General features: G+C 71.9%; 15 protein-coding genes. 8 read left to right on the forward strand and 7 right to left on the reverse strand.

Going from position 1 to position 18,473, the window contains the following annotated elements; all coding sequences use genetic code 11:
- Positions 1-85: 85 nt before the first annotated feature.
- Complete coding sequence (locus QC282_RS16900; protein ID WP_279550252.1) at positions 86-1,279, reverse strand: argininosuccinate synthase; 1,194 nt, start codon at positions 1,277-1,279, stop codon at positions 86-88.
- Between the two features lie 116 nt (positions 1,280-1,395).
- Between QC282_RS16900 and QC282_RS16905 the strand changes: the two genes are divergently transcribed.
- From QC282_RS16905 to QC282_RS16940, 8 genes are all read left to right on the forward strand, one after another.
- Positions 1,396-1,983 carry a pyridoxamine 5'-phosphate oxidase family protein gene (locus tag QC282_RS16905; RefSeq protein ID WP_279550253.1) on the forward strand — a complete coding sequence of 196 codons (588 nt, stop codon included), beginning with the start codon at positions 1,396-1,398 and terminating at the stop codon, positions 1,981-1,983.
- A gap of 3 nt (positions 1,984-1,986) precedes the next feature.
- Entirely contained in the window at positions 1,987-2,691 is a 705-nt protein-coding gene (locus QC282_RS16910) for a L,D-transpeptidase (RefSeq protein ID WP_279550254.1), read from the forward strand.
- Between the two features lie 72 nt (positions 2,692-2,763).
- On the forward strand, positions 2,764-7,692 hold the full coding sequence (locus tag QC282_RS16915; RefSeq protein ID WP_279550255.1) for a caspase family protein: 4,929 nt from the start codon (positions 2,764-2,766) through the stop codon (positions 7,690-7,692).
- Positions 7,685-8,062, forward strand: coding sequence for a hypothetical protein (locus QC282_RS16920; protein WP_279550256.1), 378 nt, complete (start codon positions 7,685-7,687; stop codon positions 8,060-8,062). The genes QC282_RS16915 and QC282_RS16920 overlap by 8 nt, the downstream gene beginning before the upstream one ends.
- Entirely contained in the window at positions 8,059-8,655 is a 597-nt protein-coding gene (locus tag QC282_RS16925) for a hypothetical protein (RefSeq protein ID WP_279550257.1), read from the forward strand. The genes QC282_RS16920 and QC282_RS16925 overlap by 4 nt, the downstream gene beginning before the upstream one ends.
- 76 nt (positions 8,656-8,731) lie before the next feature.
- On the forward strand, positions 8,732-10,114 hold the full coding sequence (locus QC282_RS16930; protein ID WP_279550258.1) for a ferredoxin reductase family protein: 1,383 nt from the start codon (positions 8,732-8,734) through the stop codon (positions 10,112-10,114).
- A 40-nt stretch (positions 10,115-10,154) separates the two neighbouring features.
- Positions 10,155-11,063, forward strand: a complete 909-nt coding sequence (locus QC282_RS16935) for an FMN-binding protein (protein WP_279550259.1) — start codon at positions 10,155-10,157, stop codon at positions 11,061-11,063.
- Positions 11,064-11,118: 55 nt separating this feature from the next.
- Positions 11,119-11,856 carry an FAD:protein FMN transferase gene (locus QC282_RS16940; RefSeq protein ID WP_279550291.1) on the forward strand — a complete coding sequence of 246 codons (738 nt, stop codon included), beginning with the start codon at positions 11,119-11,121 and terminating at the stop codon, positions 11,854-11,856.
- A 560-nt stretch (positions 11,857-12,416) separates the two neighbouring features.
- Here the strand turns inward: QC282_RS16940 and QC282_RS16945 are convergent.
- From QC282_RS16945 to QC282_RS16970, 6 genes are all read right to left on the reverse strand, one after another.
- Entirely contained in the window at positions 12,417-12,956 is a 540-nt protein-coding gene (locus QC282_RS16945; protein ID WP_279550260.1) for an arginine repressor, read from the reverse strand.
- Between the two features lie 7 nt (positions 12,957-12,963).
- Complete coding sequence (locus QC282_RS16950; RefSeq protein ID WP_279550261.1) at positions 12,964-14,172, reverse strand: acetylornithine transaminase; 1,209 nt, start codon at positions 14,170-14,172, stop codon at positions 12,964-12,966.
- Positions 14,169-15,092, reverse strand: a complete 924-nt coding sequence (argB, locus tag QC282_RS16955) for an acetylglutamate kinase (RefSeq protein WP_279550262.1) — start codon at positions 15,090-15,092, stop codon at positions 14,169-14,171. Before argB ends, QC282_RS16950 begins: the two co-directional genes overlap by 4 nt.
- Positions 15,089-16,240: a bifunctional glutamate N-acetyltransferase/amino-acid acetyltransferase ArgJ gene (gene argJ / locus QC282_RS16960; protein WP_279550263.1), complete on the reverse strand. Its 1,152-nt coding sequence runs from the start codon at positions 16,238-16,240 to the stop codon at positions 15,089-15,091. The genes argB and argJ overlap by 4 nt, the downstream gene beginning before the upstream one ends.
- Positions 16,237-17,265 (reverse strand): N-acetyl-gamma-glutamyl-phosphate reductase, encoded by a 1,029-nt coding sequence (argC, locus tag QC282_RS16965; RefSeq protein ID WP_279550264.1) that lies wholly within the window; start codon positions 17,263-17,265, stop codon positions 16,237-16,239. Before argC ends, argJ begins: the two co-directional genes overlap by 4 nt.
- Positions 17,266-17,473: 208 nt before the next feature.
- Positions 17,474-18,280, reverse strand: a complete 807-nt coding sequence (locus QC282_RS16970) for an endonuclease/exonuclease/phosphatase family protein (RefSeq protein WP_279550292.1) — start codon at positions 18,278-18,280, stop codon at positions 17,474-17,476.
- Between the last annotated feature and the right edge of the window lie 193 nt (positions 18,281-18,473).

Below are 18,473 nucleotides of genomic sequence, written 5' to 3' on the forward strand. Positions count from 1 at the left end.
AGATGGCGATGTGCGACCGCCTCCCCACTCTCGGCAAGCGGGGAGGCGGCTGTCAGGCTAGTGCGTGCGAGGTGACCCGGCGGTGTTACGCGAGGTCCCGCTTGGCGGCGATCTTCGACGACAGGCTGTAGATGTCGATGAAGCCCTTGGCCGCCGCCTGGTCGAAGGTGTCGCCGGTGTCGTAGGTGGCCAGGTTGAAGTCGTACAGGGACGACTCGGAGCGCCGGCCGGTGACGACCGCGCGGCCGCCGTGCAGGGTCATCCGGATGTCGCCGGTGACGTGCTGGTTGGCCTCGTTGACGAAGCCGTCCAGGGCGCGCTTGAGCGGGGAGAACCACAGGCCGTCGTAGACCAGCTCGCTCCAGCGCTGCTCGACCTGCCGCTTGTAGCGGGCGAGTTCGCGCTCGACGGTGACGTTCTCCAGCTCCTGGTGGGCGGTGATCAGGGCGATCGCGCCGGGAGCCTCGTAGACCTCGCGGGACTTGATGCCGACGAGGCGGTCCTCGACCATGTCGATCCGGCCGATGCCCTGGGCGCCGGCGCGCTCGTTGAGCTGCTGGACGGCCTGCAGGACGGTGACGGGCTTGCCGTCGATCGCGACCGGGACGCCCTCCTTGAAGGAGATGACGACCTCGTCGGCCTCGCGGGCGACGGCCGGGTTCTGCGTGTACTCGTAGATGTCCTCGATCGGGGCGTTCCAGATGTCCTCGAGGAAGCCGGTCTCGATGGCGCGGCCGAAGACGTTCTGGTCGATGGAGTACGGCGACTTCTTGGTGGTCGCGATCGGCAGGCCCTTGTCCTCGCAGAAGGCGATGGCCTTGTCGCGGGTCATGGCGTAGTCACGGACCGGCGCGATGCACTTGAGGTCGGGGGCGAGGGCGACGATGCCGGCCTCGAACCGCACCTGGTCGTTGCCCTTGCCGGTGCAGCCGTGCGCGACCGTGGTGGCGCCGTGCTTCTGCGCGGCGGCGACGAGGTGCTTGACGATCGTCGGCCGGGACAGGGCGGAGACCAGCGGGTAGCGGTCCATGTAGAGGGCGTTGGCCTTGATCGCCGGGAGGCAGTACTCCTCGGCGAACTCGTCCTTGGCGTCCGCGACCTCGGCCTCGACGGCACCGCAGGCGAGCGCGCGCTTGCGGATGACGTCCAGGTCCTCGCCGCCCTGGCCGACGTCGACCGCAACGGCGATGACCTCGGCGCCCGTCTCCTCGGCGATCCAGCCGATGGCGACGGAGGTGTCCAGACCGCCTGAGTAGGCGAGTACGACGCGCTCGGTCACGGGTTTCTCCTCACAGTGCATTCGCTGACATGCATGAGTATGCAGAAGTCCGCATGATTCGTCAATCCGGCCGTTTCGTTAGACAGCCAAAAGATCTGCGACCATAATCGTTAGACATGGGAAAGACCTATGAGCGCATAGACGGCCGGCTCCGCACCTTCATCGAGTCGCAGCCCGTGTTCTTCACCGCCACCGCCCCGCTGTCCGCCGACGGCACGGTCAACCTCTCCCCCAAGGGTCTCAAGGGCTCCTTCGCCGTGCTGGACGAGCACACCGTGGCCTACCTCGACTTCGCCGGCTCCACCGCCGAGACCGTCGCGCACCTGCGCGAGAACGGCCGGATCACCCTGATGTGGTGCGCCTTCCAGGGCCCGCCGAACATCGTCCGGGTGCACGGCCGCGGCGAGCCGGTCTTCCGCGACGACCCGCGCTTCGGGGAACTCCTCGCCCACTTCCCCGACATCGACCCGTCCCGGCACGGCCTGCGCGCGATCGTCGTCGTGACCGCCGAACTCGTCCGCGACTCCTGCGGCTACGCGGTGCCGTACATGACGTACGACGAGGACCGCGACCTGCATGGCAGGCGGTTCGCGCGCGAGGACGACACCTCACTGAGCGAGTACTTCGCCAGGAAGGAGCACATCGCCACTAGCCTGGACGGCCTTCCCGGGCTGCCGCTGCCGTTGCCGCCCTCTACCGTCTGAGCCATGCGCCCCGGTGTCGTCGTCGCCCTCGCCTCCGCCACCCTGCTCCTGCTCGGCGCCGCGCCGCCCGGCGGGGGCCCGCCGCCGCTGCCGGCCCGGATGGCGGACACCGGCGGCGGCACCCAGCTGATCACCGCGCAGGCACCCGGCACCGGCTCCACCTCGGGCACGGTCACCTGGTGGGACCTGCGGGACGGGCGCTGGACGAAGGCCGGTTCGGCCCCGGCCCGCTTCGGCACCAACGGCCTCACCGAGGGCGCCACCCGTGAACAGGGCACCAACACCACCCCGACCGGCCTGTACGACCTGCCCTACGCCTTCGGCATCAAGGCCGCCCCGCCCGGGACGACGTACCCGTACCGCCGGGTCGGCGACGACTCCTGGTGGTGCCAGGACAACGACTCCCGCTCCTACAACCGCTGGACGGAGCCCCGCGCCGCAGACTGCCGGGCCGCCGAGTCCGAGCACCTCATCACGTACGGCACGCAGTACGCGCACGCCCTGGTCGTCGGCTTCAACTACGAACGCCCGGTGCGCGGGCGGGGCGCCGGCATCTTCCTCCACGTCAACGGGCGCGGGGCGACGGCCGGTTGCGTGTCGGTGCCCGAGGAGGCGATGCGGCGGATCCTCGACTGGGCGGACCCGGGGGCGCGTCCGCACATCGCGATCGGCACGGAGGGCGGCCGGACGGCGATCACGCGGTACTGACGCGGTCCCGCCGCTGCCTGCCGTGAGGCGGTGTCATCATGTTCTCCTGCTGGTGGGGAGGGAACGGGGAACATGGACCAGGCGCGCAAGGCCCTGCTCGTCGGAATCGGACAGGTGCCGGCGGCCGCCGGAATGCTGGAGCCGCTCGACGAAGCGGTCGCGGCGGACCTCCGGTTGATGAGCTCGGCGCTGGACGCCTCGGGGTACGAGGTGGAAACGCTGCACAACGCGGGGCTGAGCCAGATCCGTTCGAAGATCTACGAAGTGGGCCGGGACACTCCTGAAGGCGGAGTGCTCCTGATCTACTTCACCGGCCACGGTCTGCGCAACGGTCGCACCGACTATCTCGTTCCGGCCGACGCCGTTGCGCCGGCGGACGGGAACTGGCAGGAGCCGTACCTGGACTCGCTCCTTCCGGCCAACATCAGCCCTCTGCTGAAGAACTGCGCGGCGGACACGGTGCTGTGGCTGATCGACGCCTGCCGCACGGAGACCCCGAGCGACGAGGAGGCGTTCGGCAACAGCATCGAGAACGGCCCGCCCCACGGCGGTTTCGCCGTGCTCACGGGCTGCTCGGCGGGCGAACGCGGTGGATACACGGCGGAAGGGAGCTTCTTCACCCGCGGGCTGGCTCACGCCCTCGGGCCGATGACACCCGCCCGTTCCGTCCAGGACGTGTTCGCGGCAACCCGAGCCAGGACGAGGGAGGCGGCGCTGCGGCACGGGCTGTCCCAGACTCCCCGGGAGCGATACGGCACTCACCGCGAGGCCGAGACCAAGGAACTGGAGATTTGCGGCGGCCGGCCCCTGCTGGAGGCCTGGCTGGAAGCGGTCGCCGACACCCCCTTGTGGGGACAGGTCGCACCCGAGGACGCGGCGCAGGTGTCCGTCTTCAAGGACGCGCTGCGGGAGTTCGTGGAGCAATCCGCCCGCACCGTTCATCTCGCCCACCAGCGCCTGCCGCATCCCGACCCGTGGGCCGACGACGCCTTCCCGGTTCGCCTGCTGTGCGACCGGCTTCCGCTCCTGCTGTCCAAGGATGCGTGCCTGTCGGCCGTCGAGGTCGCCACCCTCGTGGCGGCTCCCCTGCTGCGCGAGGTCGCTTGGGCCGAGCGGCTGAGCCAGGCCGCGGAGATCGATCCGTACTGCCCGGAGCGGCGCACGCGCCCGAGCGCGCACCGCCGCCACTACGAACAGATCGCCGAGCAGCACCGCCGTATCGCACGCAAGGTGTCGGACTGCCGGAGCCTCGGCCGTGAGGAGGACGCGGCCGCGGTCACCATGTGGCTCGTCCATCGCTGGATCGCCGACCGCTTCGAGACGGACGACGAGGCCGTGTCGACCGCTCCGAGCGAGGCGCTGGCCACGCGGCTGGGCGCAACGGACGGCAGAGTGCACGAGCTCTCGGAGCTGCTGCGGGCTGCCGCGTCGGGAATCGACCTTGCGGAGCCGGCCGAGGAGACCTGGACCCGGCCCCGTAAGGTGCTGCTGCCCGGAGGGCACCAACCGTTGCGGATCCGCCCGTTGGCGACGCTGCTCCGGCTCGCCGCGGTGCTGGCCCTCGACGTCCGCACCCTCCCGGAGGTGGTGGCCGAACACCTGGCCGTCACGGACCCCGTGCTGCCCCAGCAGATCGTCGCACTCGCGCGCGGACTGAGTTGGCATCGGGACGGCGACACCCTGCACCTCGACGCCCCGTGTCCGCACCAGGCCATCCACGCGGCCCTCGCGGACCTCACCGACGAGGCGGACGAACTCGCCGCCCGGACCCTGGAGCTGGCCGACGAACTGAGGGAGTCGGAAGCCGATCTGCTGGCAGCGGTTCCGCACCGGGTCACGGACCGGGACCTTCGCCCCCAGCGCGTCGCCAACCATGTCGCGTACGAGGTACCACTCCTCCGTTTCCACCTCGCGCAGACCGAGGTGCGCGACCTCCTGATGGGGGAACAGCTCTACGGCGGGGAGCCCGAGCTGGCGCTGCGCGAGCTGTATCAGAACGCCATGGACGCGTGCCGGTACCGGGCGATGCGCTGGTCCTACCTGAACAGCAGCGGCACCCGGCCCGCCGACTGGTCCGGCCGGATCGTGTTCACCCAGGGCCGAGACGAGCGCGGGCCGTACGTAGAGTGCCGGGACAACGGCGTCGGCATGAGCGCGGAGCAGCTCAAGCAGACCTTCACCCGCGCGGGCAGCCGCTTCGAGCGCTCGAAGTCGTTCCGCAAGGAGCAGTCGCGGTGGCTGCGCCACGATCCGGCGTTGCGCCTGTACCCCAACAGCCGTTTCGGCATCGGGGTCTTCAGCTACTTCATGCTCGCCGACGAGATGACCGTCGTGACCCGCCAGGTCAGTGCGGAGGGCATTCCGGCGGAGCACGCTCTGCGCGTCGAGATACCCAGCAGCGGGAGCCTCTTCCGTATCCAGCGTCACGACGGTTCCGACGACAGTCTCTCCGAGGGCGGCACCCGAGTACGGCTCTACCTGCGCGAAGGCCCGAACGCCCGTCCCCTGTCCTGCGTCTCCGTGCTGCGGAGCCTGGTCCGGGTGAGCGAGTTCGCTCTGGAGGCCGTGGAGGAGGACGCGGGGCACGGACACACGTGGGATGCCGGGATGCTCCAGCCCTTGCCGGGAGTCGACGAGGAAGAGCCGCTGGAAGCGGTGGAGGGAACGCTGTGGTGGGTCACCGGGAAAGGTGGGATCCTCTGCGACGGCGTGGTCACGGACCAGACCCCCTTCGGCTACGTGGTGAACCTGACCGGTCCCCACGCCGGAACACTGAGCGTCAGCCGCAAGGAGCTCCAGACCTTCGACACGGAGTGGGTCGCGGACGTGTGGCGTCGGGGAGCCGAGAAGCTGAGCTCCTGGCCGCACTTGTCACTCGCGTGGCTGAACCGGCTGGACGACCGGAGCCACCGCGCCGCCCGAGTGCTCGGTGAGGAGTGGCGCGGCAGGGGGATCACCGCACTCGGGTGGGACGACGAACCCGTGTCGCTGGACACGGTGGGCTGGTTCCACCTCGACAGCGCCCTGCTGAAAGTACGGAATCTCACGAACGAACAGGAGAGGTACGCCCCCTGGCGCACCAAGGTCCTGGATCTGTATCTCAAGGGCTGTCCGCCCGGCCCGCAGAGCCTCGCCGGGCACCCGGTACCGATGCCCGGTGACGCGTCTCTCGTGACCGTGAACCCGCGGTCCTGGACCCGGGTCGTCTCCTACGCGGCCGAACACGCCATGACACCGGCGGCAGTCCTGCGCCGGCAACGGCAGTTGCGCATCGCGCATCACGGCCTGGCGCCTCTCCCCACCCGGGACAGGGTCCCGGACCTGGTACCGGACCCTCGTGACAGAGACCTGGCCAACTGCCTGGACGCCGACTCGGACCACGTGGTGAACGGCGACGGAACCCTCCACTGGGGCGGCCTGATCTGGGCGTCCGCCAAGCTCTCCGTACCCCTGGGCACCCTGGTGGAGCGCCTGGCCCGCTACGCCCCGCTGCTCCCGTCCGCTCCGCCGAGCGTTCCGGCACGGCACGAGGACCACGTCTGCACGGACGAGGACATGGAGGGTCTCTTCCTCCGTACCAGCTACGGCAATTCCGTCCGCTGGAACCTCGCCTGCGGGCCCACGCACATCCTCGTGGTTCACGACCGCACCGGCCGACCGATGCCGGAACTCCTCCAGCGCCTGGCCGACTTCTCCTGGCTCGGATGGACCGCGCCATCGCCCGACGAGGTCGCCGCCTGGACGGACCTCTCCGAGGAACTCGACGAGGTCGTGTCCCTGTTCACGTCGGGGGATCCCGACGGCGGCCGGATGCTCCGCTGGGCAGCGACCGTGGACTACGCGGACACCCTCGAGGTGGACTTGACGACGGCCGAGCGACACCTCGGCCAGGTCGCCGACCGACTGGGCCTGAAGTTCACCCGCCGCTACCCGGACGACTCGTCGGCCGGTCAACTCGTCCCCTCGGTCGACGCGGCCCAACTGGTGCGGGAGCTGGTGGCACAGAACCAGCATCTCGAAACCGGTTTGAATCTAGAAGACCTGTCGCTGGCGCACGCGAGCCTCTCGGACGATTGCGACTTCCCGGCAGCGGTCGAAGACCTGCGGAAGGCCGGCGTCGCGCTCCCCGACGACATCTCGCTCGTCGAGGAATGGCACGAGTTGCCGCTACGCGACCGCTACATCCTGTCCGGCAAGGAGGCGTCCATGGACGAGGAGGACTTCCCGGCAGGGAACGTCACCTCCGCCATGCTCCTCGGTTCCGCGGAACGTCTGAACGAAACGCTGCGTGACGTGTGGTCGGTGGCGACGAAGCACGCCGAGCAGTACCGACTCGTCGTGCCGTCCCTTCCGAAGGAGCTTGAGGACTACCTGCCCTCCACACACGTGTGCTCGACGCTCCTGAGCTACCCCGCCGGTGCATACGACGGACTCGACGCCGCCCGGTGGCGGCCGCTGACGCCCGCCGGTCTGGCCGGATACGCCCGCATGCTGGCGATCGACGCGGCGACCGCCTACCGGAGGCTGTCCAAGTTGCGGCCTCTCGGTGCTTGCGTCCCGGAGCTGTCCGACCGGACGCTGGAGGTGCTCGAGCAGTGCACGCCCGACCCGTACGACCTCGTCGCGCTGGGGAACGACCACCGGCTCACGGCTCCGGACGCGCCCTACGAAGCCCTGGACCTGGTCAGCATCGCGGGTCGGCTGGGAGAGCCCCTGCCCCGCACTGTGCGGCGCATCACCCCCTACCTGCCCCTGTGCGCCGTGCCCAGCGTTCTGCCTTCCGTGCCGGATGTCGTCCCCCTGTGGCAGGACCTGGTCCTGCTCAGTCGCCATCTCGACGGCAGGCTGCCCGCCGTGGCGGACCGGATGCCGTCGCGGCACGTAGAACTCGCCGCGGAGGCCACGGGCGAGAGCGAGACCTGGGTCATGGACCGACTGAGGTTGTACGCAACGATGTTCGACCTTGGCGTCGACGGAGGCGAGGACGCCGACCATGAGTGAATCACCATGCCCGAGCCACGACTTCAACACGGCGTACACGGAAACGGACCTGGGCGTGGCGACCGGCGTGTTCACCCGACGGCATGCCGCCGACGGGCAGAGCGTGCTGGTCGAGGGGGTCTGCCCCCGCTGTCACGGCAATACGGCGTCGGAGTACCGGCACGGGCTCCCGGGTACCGGCACCAAGGGCCTGGACCTGCTGAGGCGCAACCGCCGGCCGGCTCCGCAGGACGACGACACGGCGCTCCTTCGTGAAGTCCACTTCTGCGAGTGCGGGCATCCTCACCCCGGCCTGCCCGCCGACGCTCCGTGGGTGGGCTGCGGGGCCGGCTGGCGTGTGGCGGCGCTGACCCCGGCGGACGAGGCATGAGCGCGCAGTCGGACAGGCGCTGGGCTCAACTGGCCCGGGAGCTGGAGTTCTCCCAGCTGCCCGAGCGCCGTCGGCAGGCCGAGGGGTGGCGCACCGGGCTCACCGGTCTTGCCACCCTCCTCGCGGTCCTCGTCACGCTCAAGGGGCGGGACGACCTGAGCCGGCTCCCGCCCACCGCACGGAACGTCGCGACCGTGCTGATCGCCCTCGCGTTCCTGCTCCTCGTCGCGGGGTCGATCCTGGCCGTGCGCGCCGCACACGGCAGTCCCGGCGAGCGTGTCCTGCTCGCCGGGCAGGCCCTGCGCGACTGGACTCGCCAGGAGATCAGGCGGGTCGACAAGGCGTTGCGCCGCGCTGCGGTGTGCTGCGTGACGGGGGTGGCCATGGCCGCCACCGCGATCGCCGTCGCCTGGGCGACCACGGAAACGGAGCCGGACCATCTGGTCAGGATCACCACGACGACCGGTGAGCGGTGCGGCGAGTTCATGGGATCCGGCCCGAACGGCGTGACGCTGAAGGCAGAAGGCGGCCGGTCCGTCGTCCTTCCGGCGCACACGGTGACGTCCGTCGCCCCGGTCTCCGCCTGCGGCTGAACGCGGCAGCGGCACCGCACGTATCTCTGGGCCGAGGGACCACGCCACTCCCCTTGCTCCCGCCCCCGGAGGAACCGTGACCACCACGCTCGCAGGCGGACGTGCCGCCCGCCGCAAGACGATGCGCCGGATCCGGCCGCGTCGCTCCCCGGCCGTGCCGCTCCTGATCGCCATGTGGGCCGGCGCGGCGGGCGTGCTGTGGCTGTGGTGGCACAACACGGCGTCCGTCGCGGACCACGCGGGCAGGGTCCTCGGCGCGGGGCGGATCACGGGGCTGCTCGCCGGGTACCTGATGGCACTCCTGGTGCTCCAGATGGCCCGGGTGCCGGCCCTGGAGCGGCGGGTCGGGTCGGACCGGGTCGCGCGCTGGCACGCGATGACCGGCCGCTACACGCTGTGCCTGGTCGCCGCCCACGTCGTCCTCGTCATGTGGGGCTACGCCCTCCAGGCGGGCAACGGGTTCGGCGACGTGGTCGGGCAGTTCGCGGACTCCCTGAACCAGCTGCCGGACATGGGCAAGGCCGCGATCGGCGCCGCCCTGCTGCTCGTCATCGGCCTGCTGTCGATCGGCCCGGTGCGCCGCAGGCTGCCGTACGACGCCTGGTACCACGTGCACCTGCTGACGTACGCGGCGGTGTTCCTGACGTTCTGGCACCAGATCAGCGCGGGCAACGAGTTCGCCGTCGAGCCGGCCGCGAAGACCTTCTGGTACGGGCTGTACGGGGCGGTGACCGCGCTGGTGCTGTGGTACCGGGTCCTCACGCCGGTGCGGCTCAACCTGCGGCACCGACTGCGGGTCGCGGCGGTGATCGAGGAGACGCCGGGCATCGTGTCGGTGCTGGTCTCCGGGCGGAAGCTGCACCGGATCGGCGCGGAGGCCGGGCAGTTCTTCCGGTGGCGGTTCCTCGCGCCGGGCATGCGGTTCAGCTCCCACCCGTACTCGCTGTCGGCGGCGCCCCGCCCGGAGATGCTCCGCATCACCGTCAAGGCGATCGGCGACCACAGCTCCGGGCTGCGGGAACTGACGCCCGGCACGCGCGTGTGGGCCGAGGGGCCGTACGGCGCGCTCACCGCCCAGCGGCGCAGCCGGGGCAAGGTGCTGCTGGTCGCGGGCGGCGTCGGGATCACCCCGATGCGGGCCCTGTTCGAGACGCTGCCGGGCGCGTCCGGCGACATCACCCTCCTGTACCGGGCCAGCAGCACACAGGACCTCGCGCTGTGGGACGAGCTCGCGAGGATCGCCGACGAGCGGGGCGCGCGGCTGATGTACGCGGTCAACAGCCCGGACGGGGAACGCCCGGACATCTCCGCGGAGAGCCTGCGCCGGAAGATCCCGGACGTCGAACGCCACGACGTCTTCCTGTGCGGGCCGCCCGGCTTCGCGCAGTCGGTGTACGAGGCGCTGCGCGGCGCGGGTGTGCCCGCCCGCCGTATCCATCACGAGTCGTTCGCGATGTGAGCGACGGGTCGTCAACGGCACTTCAGGAGCTGTGGGAACGATGAAGAAGAGTCATCCGGTCCGGCGTGTCGTGCTCACCACCGCCGCCACCGTGTCCGGGATCGTGCTGCTGCTGACGCTGAAGCCGGCGTCCGACCCGGCGGGCGCGTCGGCCGCGGGCGGCGCCGTCCCGCCCGCCGCGGCGCGGTCACCGCAGGGCGTCGCCCAGCCCGCCGGGTCTGGCACGGTCACGGGCGGCGCGGCGCAGACGCAGTACGGGCCGGTGCAGGTCCGGCTCACGGTGAGCGACGGGAAGATCACCAAGGCGGAGGCGGTGCGGGCGCCGGAGGGCGGGCGCAGCAGCCAGATCACCGAGCGCGCCGTCCCTCAGCTCAACCGGCGGGCGGTCGCCGCGCAGAGCGCCGGCATCGACGCGGTGTCCGGGGCGACGTACACGAGCGCGGGGTACCGGAAGTCGTTGCAGTCGGCGCTGGACCAGGTCGCCGCCGAGGCGGGGGGTGGGGCGGCGCGGGAGTCGGGGGCGCCCGACCCGCCCAGGACGCCGGAGGAGACGCCGGAAGAGTCGGGGGCACCGGAGGGCGGCGGGTCCGGTGGTGGCGGCACGGCGGGCGGTGGCGGGGCGAGTGACGGCGGGTCCGGTGATGGCGGCGGGGCGAGTTCCGGCGCCGACGCTCAGGCCCGGACCATCACCGGTGAGGCCGTACGGACGCGGTACGGGCCCGTGCAGGTCCGCATCACGCTCAGCGGCGGGAAGATCACCAGGGCCGTCGCCGTCCAGGCACCGCAGGGCGGGCGCAGCGACCGGATCACCAACAACGCCGTACCGAGGCTCAACATGGCGGCCGTGGCGGCCGGAAGCGCGGACATCGACGCGGTGTCCGGGGCGACGTACACGAGCGCCGGGTACAAGGAGTCGCTGCAGTCGGCGCTGGACCGGGCCGGTGGCTGACGCGGTGGCCGAGTCCGGGCAGGCTCCCGCCGCGGTGCGTCACGTGGAGGAGGCGATGGGGACCGTCTTCTCCTTCGACGTCCGCGGCGGGGATCCGGACGCCGTGCGGGCCGCGCTGGACGAGGCGGTCGCCGGGCTGCACCGGGCCGACGAGGTGTTCAGCACGTACCGCGAGGACAGTCAGGTGATGCGGCTGGCGCGCGGCGAGCTGGCTGTCGGGGACTGCGACGCCGAGGTGGCCGAGGTGCTGGAGCTGGCGGCGGATGCGGAGCGGGTCAGCGAGGGCTGGTTCAGCACGTCGTACGAGGGCCGGCTCGACCCGACCGGGATCGTGAAGGGCTGGGCCTTGGAGCGGGCGGCGCGGCGGATCGCGGCGGCGGGCGCGGCGGGCGTGAGCGTCAACGGGGGCGGTGACGTGCAGTTGCTCGGGGTGCCGGGGGCGGAGCGGCCGTGGCGCGTGGGGGTGTCGGATCCGCTGCGGCCCGGAGGGCTCGCGGCGGTGGTCTCGGCGGCGGGGGCTGCCGAGCTGGCGGTGGCGACGTCCGGGACGGCGGAGCGGGGCGCGCACATCGTCGACCCGCGCACGGGGCGGCCGGCGGTGACGGACCTGCTGGCGGTGACCGTGATCGGGCCGTCGCTGACGTGGGTGGACTGCTGGGCGACGGCGGCGTTCGCGATGGGGGCGCGGGCGGGCCTGGCGTGGCTGGAGTCGCTGCCGGACGTGGAGGCACTGCTGATCACGGCGGGCGACGAGGTGCGGTGCACGGGCGGCCTGGCGTCCCGGCTGGGTTGAGACCCGCGCCCCCGACGGCCGCGCGGCCGGGCCCCGGCTCACGGCGCGGGCGCGGGCGCGGGCGCACGCGAGGCGGCCACGCGGTGAGCCGCAGCCCCGGTGGACGCGCGCCCGGGCCGTTCCGCGGCTCCCCCGCCCGAGCACGGGCGCAGGACCGGATCGTCACCGCCGACGTCGTGCAGGCTCCGCCGCGCTGACACATGCGAACGCGACGTTCGCCCGTACGGCACACGAAGTCCGTAAGCCCTCTCGCCCTGCGCCGCGCGGGCACACGCGAGGCCACGCGGCGAACCGCAGACCCGATAGGCGCGCGGCCGGGCCGGTACGCGGCTGCGCCCGGGCGCGAGCGGGTGAAAACGGGCCGCACTCCCCCGCGCACGGCACACGAAGTCCGTAAGCCCTCTCGCCCTGGGCCGCGCGGGCACACGCGAGGCCGCACCCCGGGCCCTGGGTGGGCGCCCCCGGGCCGGTCCGCGGCTCCGCCGCCCGGGCGGAGCCGCGCAGCGGGAACGGGCCGCAACTCCCCCGCGCCGGGCGACGTCGCTCGAAAGGGCCTCGGGCTAGTGCCCGTTCTGGGCCAACCGCAGCAGGTGGTCGGCGAGGGCCTGGCCGCCCGTCGCCTCGCGAGAGATGAGCAGCAGCGTGTCGTCGCCCGCGATCGTGCCCAGGATGTCGTGAAGTTCCGCCTGGTCGATCGCCGAGGCGAGGAACTGGGCGGCGCCCGGCGGGGTGCGCAGGACCACGAGGTTCGCCGACGCCTCCGCGGAGATCAGCAGCTCCTGCGACAGCCGCCGCATCCGCTCCTCCTTCGCGGACTCCCCGAGCGGGGCGCGCGGCGTGCGGAAGCCGCCCTCGCTCGGGACCGCGTAGATGAGGTCGCCGTCGGTGTTGCGGATCTTCACCGCGTTCAGCTCGTCGAGGTCGCGGCTGAGCGTCGCCTGCGTGACGGTCAGCCCGTCGTCGGCGAGCAGCTTCGCCAACTGGCTCTGCGAACGCACCGGTTGCCGGTTGAGGATGTCCACGATCCTGCGGTGGCGTGCGGTGCGGGTCTGCGGCACGGCAGGCCCGCCGCCCGGCTCGTGATCCTGCGCCTGGCTCATCGTCGTCTCATTCTCCGGATCGTCCTTCCCCGTCGGCCCCGTCCAGGGCCTGGTCAAGGATGCCGGGCAGCGCCCCGAGGAAGGCGTCCACCTCGTCGTCGCGCAGGTTCAGCGGCGGCATGAGCCGTACGACATCGGGGGCGGGCGCGTTCACCAGGAGACCGGCGTCCTGAGCCGCCTGCTGCACCTGGGGCGCGAGCGACTCGGTGAGCACGATACCCAGGAGCAGGCCCGCGCCCCGGACGTGGTCGATCAGCGAGTGCCCGAGGCCCTCGGTCCCGTCGCGCAGCTTCTCGCTCTGCCGCTTGACGTTCCCCAGCAGTCCCTCGTCGTCGATGGTGTCGAGTACGGCGAGTCCGGCGGCGCAGGCGACCGGGTTGCCGCCGAAGGTCGTGCCGTGGTGGCCCGGCCCGAGCAGGTCGGCGGCCCGGCCGAAGGCGACGGTGGCGCCGAGCGGCAGCCCGCCGCCGAGCTGCTTGGCGAGGGTGACGACGTCCGGCAGGACGCCCTCGTGGGCCTGGTACGCGAACCAGTGGCCGGTGCGGCCGATGCCGGTCTGCACCTCGTCCAGGACCAGCAGCGCCCCGGTCGCCGCGGTGATCGCGCGGGCGGCCTTGAGGTAGCCGGAGGGCGGGACGACGACGCCGTTCTCGCCCTGGACCGGCTCGATGACCACCAGCGCGGTCTCGTCGGTGACCGCGGCGGCCAGGGCCTGCGCGTCGCCGTACGGCACGTGCGTGACGTCGCCGGGCAGCGGCAGGAACGGGTCCCGCTTGCCGGGCTGGCCGGTGAGGGCGAGGGCGCCCATGGTCCGGCCGTGGAAGCCGCCGTCGGTGGCGACGACGTGGGTGCGGCCGGTCAGCCGGCCCATCTTGAACGCGGCCTCGTTGGCCTCCGCGCCGGAGTTGCAGAAGAAGACCCTGCCGTCCCGGCCGAACAGCCGCAGCAGCCGCTCGGCGAGGGCGACGGTCGGCTCGGCCATGAAGAAGTTGGAGATGTGTCCGAGGGAGCCGATCTGCCGGGTGACGGCCTCGACGACGGCCGGGTGGGCGTGGCCGAGCGCGTTGGTGGCGATCCCGCCGACGAAGTCGAGGTACTCGGTGCCCTCGGCGTCCCACACCCTGGTGCCGGCGCCGCGCACCAGGGGCAGCCGCGGGGTGCCGTAGTTGTTCATGAGCGCGCCCTGCCACCGCGCGGTCAGTTCCTGGTTGCTCATGACGACTCCCCCTCTTGCTCGTCGGGCACGACCATCGTTCCGATGCCCTCGTCGGTGAAGATCTCCAGCAGGATCGAGTGCGGGACCCGCCCGTCGAGGACCCGGGCGGTGTTCACGCCGCCCCGCACGGCGTGCAGACAGCCCTCCATCTTGGGCACCATCCCGGAGGACAACTCCGGCAGCAGCTTCTCCAGTTGGGTGGCGGTGAGGCGGCTGATCACCTCGTCGCTGTGCGGCCAGTCCTCGTAGAGCCCTTCGACGTCCGTGAGGACCATGAGGGTTTCGGCACCGAGCGCCGCAGCGAGTGCCGCAGCCGCCGTATCAGCATTGACGTTGTAGACATGCCCCGAGTCACCTTCGTCCTGGGAGCGGGCGATGGAGGAGACGACCGGGATACGGCCGTCGGCGAGCAGCGCCTCGATGGCGCCCGTGTCGATCTCGGTGATCTCGCCGACCCGGCCGATGTCGATCGGCTCGCCGTCGACCTTCGGCCGGTGGCGGGTGGCGGTGATGGTGTGCGCGTCCTCGCCGGTGAGGCCCACGGCGAACGGGCCGTGCTGGTTGAGCAGCCCGACCAGCTCGCGCTGCACCTGTCCGGCGAGCACCATCCGTACGACGTCCATGGCGTCCTCGGTGGTGACGCGCAGGCCGGCCTTGAACTCGCTGACGATGCCGTGCCGGTCGAGGGCGGCGCTGATCTGCGGGCCGCCGCCGTGCACGACGACGGGGCGGAGTCCGGCGTGCCGCAGGAAGACGACGTCCTGCGCGAAGGCGGCCTTGAGCGCCTCGTCGACCATGGCGTTGCCGCCGAACTTGATGACGACGATCTTGCCGTGGTGCCGGGTCAGCCAGGGCAGCGCCTCGATGAGGATCCGGGCCTTGGGCAGGGCGGTGTGTTTCCGCGTGGGTCCGTTGCTCATGAGGAGTAGGCGCTGTTCTCGTGGACGTAGTCGGCGGTGAGGTCGTTGGTCCAGATCGTGGCGGTCTCGGCGCCCGCAGCGAGGTCGGCGACGATGTGCACCTCGCGGTAGCGCATGTCGACCTTCTCGCGGTCCTCGCCGACGGAGCCGTTCTTGCAGACCCAGACGCCGTTGATGGCGACGTTCAGCCGGTCCGGCTCGAAGGCGGCACTCGTGGTGCCGATGGCGGACAGCACGCGGCCCCAGTTGGGGTCCTCGCCGTGGATCGCGCACTTGAGGAGGTTGTTGCGGGCGATGGAGCGGCCCACCTCGACGGCGTCGGCCTCGGTCGCGGCGTTGATCACCTCGACCTTGATGTCCTTGCTGGCGCCCTCCGCGTCGCGGATGAGCTGCTGGCCCAGGTCGTCGCAGACGCCGCGCACGGCCTCGGCGAACTCGGCGTACTCCGGGGTGACGCCGGACGCGCCGGAGGCGAGCAGCAGCACGGTGTCGTTGGTGGACATGCAGCCGTCGGAGTCGACGCGGTCGAAGGTCGTGCGCGTCGCCGCCCGGAGGGCCTTGTCGAGCACCTCGGCCCCGAGGTCGGCGTCGGTGGTGAGGACGACGAGCATGGTGGCGAGGCCGGGGGCGAGCATGCCGGCGCCCTTCGCCATGCCGCCGACGGTCCAGCCGTCCTTCGTGACGACGGACGTCTTGTGGACGGTGTCGGTGGTCTTGATGGCGATGGCGGCCTTCTCGCCGCCGTGTTCGGAGAGCTGACCGGCGGCGGTCTCGATGCCCGGGAGCAGCTTGTCCATCGGGAGCAGGACGCCGATGAGGCCGGTGGAGCAGACCGCGACCTCGCCGGCGCCCACGCCCAGCACGTCGGCGGCCTTCTCGGCGGTGGCGTGGGTGTCCTGGAAGCCCTTCGGTCCCGTGCAGGCGTTGGCGCCACCGGAGTTGAGGACGACGGCGGTCAGCTGCCCGCTCTTGAGGACCTGCTCGGACCACAGGACGGGGGCGGCCTTGACGCGGTTGGAGGTGAAGACGCCCGCGGCGGCCCGGCGGGGCCCGGTGTTGACCACGAGGGCCAGGTCCGGGTTGCCGTTCTCCTTGATCCCGGCGGCGATGCCCGCCGCCGTGAATCCCTTCGCTGCCGTCACGCTCACGGCGCAACTCCGATCGTCGTCAGTCCGGTGGTCTCGTCGAGACCGAGGGCGATGTTCGTGCTCTGCAGGGCACCGCCCGCGGTGCCCTTGGTCAGGTTGTCGATGGCGCTGATCGCGATGATCCGCCCCGCCGCCTCGTCGTACGCGACCTGCACGTGAACGGCGTTGGAACCGTGGACGGACGCCGTGGCGGGCCACTGCCCCTCGGGCAGCAGGTGGACGAACGGCTCGTCGGCGTACGCCTTCTCGTAGGCGGTGCGCAGCGACTCGGCCGTGACGCCCGGCGCGGCCTTGGCGGTGCACGTGGCGAGGATGCCGCGGGGCATGGGCGCGAGGGTCGGTGTGAAGGACACCGAGACGCGCTCGCCGGCGACCGCGCTGAGGTTCTGGATCATCTCGGGGGTGTGCCGGTGGCCGCCGCCGACGCCGTACGGCGACATGGACCCCATGACCTCGCTGCCCAGCAGGTGCGGCTTGGGCGCCTTGCCCGCGCCGGAGGTGCCGGAGGCGGCGACGATCACGGCCTCGGTCCCGGCGAGGTGGGCGGCGTAGGCCGGGAACAGCGCCAGGGACACGGCGGTCGGGTAGCAGCCGGGCACCGCGATGCGCCTGGCCCCCTCCAGCGCGGCGCGGGCGCCCGGCAGTTCGGGCAGGCCGTAGGGCCAGGTGCCGGCGTGCGGGGAGCCGTAGAACTTCTCCCAGTCGGCGGCGTCCGCCAGCCGGAAGTCGGCTCCCATGTCCACGACCAGCACGTCGGGTCCGAGCTGCTCGGCGACGGCGGCGGACTGGCCGTGCGGCAGCGCGAGGAAGACGACGTCGTGACCGGCGAGGACGTCGGCGGTGGTCTCCTGGAGCACCCGGTCGGCGAGCGGCAGCAGATGCGGCTGCAGCGTGCCGAGCCGCTGTCCGGCGTTGGAATTGCCGGTCAGGGCGCCGATCTCGATCCCGGGGTGGGCAAGGAGCAGACGCAGGAGCTCCCCGCCCGCGTACCCACTCGCTCCGGCCACTGCCGCACGTACCGTCATGGACATCCTCCACCGACTCTCTCGATGGCATGACTATACGTTTCGCTGCACGTTTATGCAATGCGGTCTGCGACGGCTTCCGCGCTTTCGCCGGTCAGAGGCCGGTCAGCGGGCGGTCAGAGACGGGCCTGCTCACCGGCCGCGATGCCCGGCTCGCCGGCCAGGGCGCTCGGCCCGGCAGGTGGGGGCCGGGCGATCTCCGCAGGGACTAGATCGGGTCCACGTCGCTGTGCAGCACGTGGTGGTCCGAGTAGGCGCTGGGACGCACACGGTGTGCGAGCGGGGCGATGCCTCGCAGGAAGACGTAGTCGAACTTGAGGTGCCAGTCGGTGGTCGGCTCGCAGGCGCCGACGGGCGAGGGACGGCACCCGGGGGCCGTGTCCGCGGCCAGCTCCCACATCACGTCGAGTTCGGGGGCGTCCGGCACGGCGTTGAAGTCGCCGAGGACGATCGCGCGGTCGTGTTCGGCGACCTCCGCGGCGAGGACGCGGACCTGCTCGGCCCGGACCGCTTCCTGACGCCGCTGGGCGAGGTGGGTGTTGAAGACGCGGACGGACCGGCCGCCCACCGTGGTGGTGACCGCCATGTACCCGCGGTCCTCGGACCCGCCGTCCGGATACTCCACGTTCACGCGGTCGGTCATCGGCGCCGCCGAGAGGATCGCCTGGCCGTAGCCGCCCGGCCGCCACGGCAGTCCCCCGCAGCGGCCCCAGTTCCGCAGAACCGTCCCGTACTCGACGCGGTACTCCAGCCCGTAGACGTGCTTCAGATGGTTGCGGATCTCCTCGACGTCACGCACGCACGCCTCTTGAAGGCCGACGACCTGGGGCGCGTACGTGGCGATCTCCGTCGCCCGGCCCAGGTTGTGCCCGCTGCGGCCGCAGGGGTTGCAGATGTTCCACGTCATGACCCGGTTCGGTACGACGTCCTGGGCGGCGTCGGCCGGCAGTGGCCGGGCGGCGGGGGCACCGCCGGGCGCGCTGGGGCCGATGAGCACCATGCAGAGCGCGGTCATCGCGCCCGCGAGCAACCACGTGCCCCTTCCGATCACCAGCGCCTCCTCGGACGGATGCACGGGGCATCACCTGTTGTCTCCGTGCACGAGAGTAGGGGACGGGTCGCACAGGGCATGCTGCGGTCTCCGCGTGATCCGGTGCTCGCTCACCGCGTGATCCCCGCGCTCCCTCAGCCCACGTCCAGGACCCGGA

The sequence above is a fragment of the Streptomyces sp. DH24 genome, assembly GCF_029813775.1.
Taxonomy (GTDB): Bacteria; Actinomycetota; Actinomycetes; order Streptomycetales; family Streptomycetaceae; genus Streptomyces.

What these genes read in the sequence shown, in the direction of transcription:
- QC282_RS16920 (WP_279550256.1), top strand. Translation starts at nt 7,685, where the DNA reads ATGAGTGAATCACCATGCCCGAGCCACGACTTCAACACGGCGTACACG.
- QC282_RS16940 (WP_279550291.1), top strand. Translation starts at nt 11,119, where the DNA reads ATGGGGACCGTCTTCTCCTTCGACGTCCGCGGCGGGGATCCGGACGCC.
- argB (WP_279550262.1), bottom strand. Translation starts at nt 15,092, where the DNA reads ATGAGCAACGGACCCACGCGGAAACACACCGCCCTGCCCAAGGCCCGG.
- QC282_RS16945 (WP_279550260.1), bottom strand. Translation starts at nt 12,956, where the DNA reads ATGAGCCAGGCGCAGGATCACGAGCCGGGCGGCGGGCCTGCCGTGCCG.
- QC282_RS16935 (WP_279550259.1), top strand. Translation starts at nt 10,155, where the DNA reads ATGAAGAAGAGTCATCCGGTCCGGCGTGTCGTGCTCACCACCGCCGCC.
- argC (WP_279550264.1), bottom strand. Translation starts at nt 17,265, where the DNA reads ATGACGGTACGTGCGGCAGTGGCCGGAGCGAGTGGGTACGCGGGCGGG.
- QC282_RS16970 (WP_279550292.1), bottom strand. Translation starts at nt 18,280, where the DNA reads ATGACCGCGCTCTGCATGGTGCTCATCGGCCCCAGCGCGCCCGGCGGT.
- QC282_RS16950 (WP_279550261.1), bottom strand. Translation starts at nt 14,172, where the DNA reads ATGAGCAACCAGGAACTGACCGCGCGGTGGCAGGGCGCGCTCATGAAC.
- QC282_RS16915 (WP_279550255.1), top strand. Translation starts at nt 2,764, where the DNA reads ATGGACCAGGCGCGCAAGGCCCTGCTCGTCGGAATCGGACAGGTGCCG.
- QC282_RS16905 (WP_279550253.1), top strand. Translation starts at nt 1,396, where the DNA reads ATGGGAAAGACCTATGAGCGCATAGACGGCCGGCTCCGCACCTTCATC.
- QC282_RS16925 (WP_279550257.1), top strand. Translation starts at nt 8,059, where the DNA reads ATGAGCGCGCAGTCGGACAGGCGCTGGGCTCAACTGGCCCGGGAGCTG.
- QC282_RS16910 (WP_279550254.1), top strand. Translation starts at nt 1,987, where the DNA reads ATGCGCCCCGGTGTCGTCGTCGCCCTCGCCTCCGCCACCCTGCTCCTG.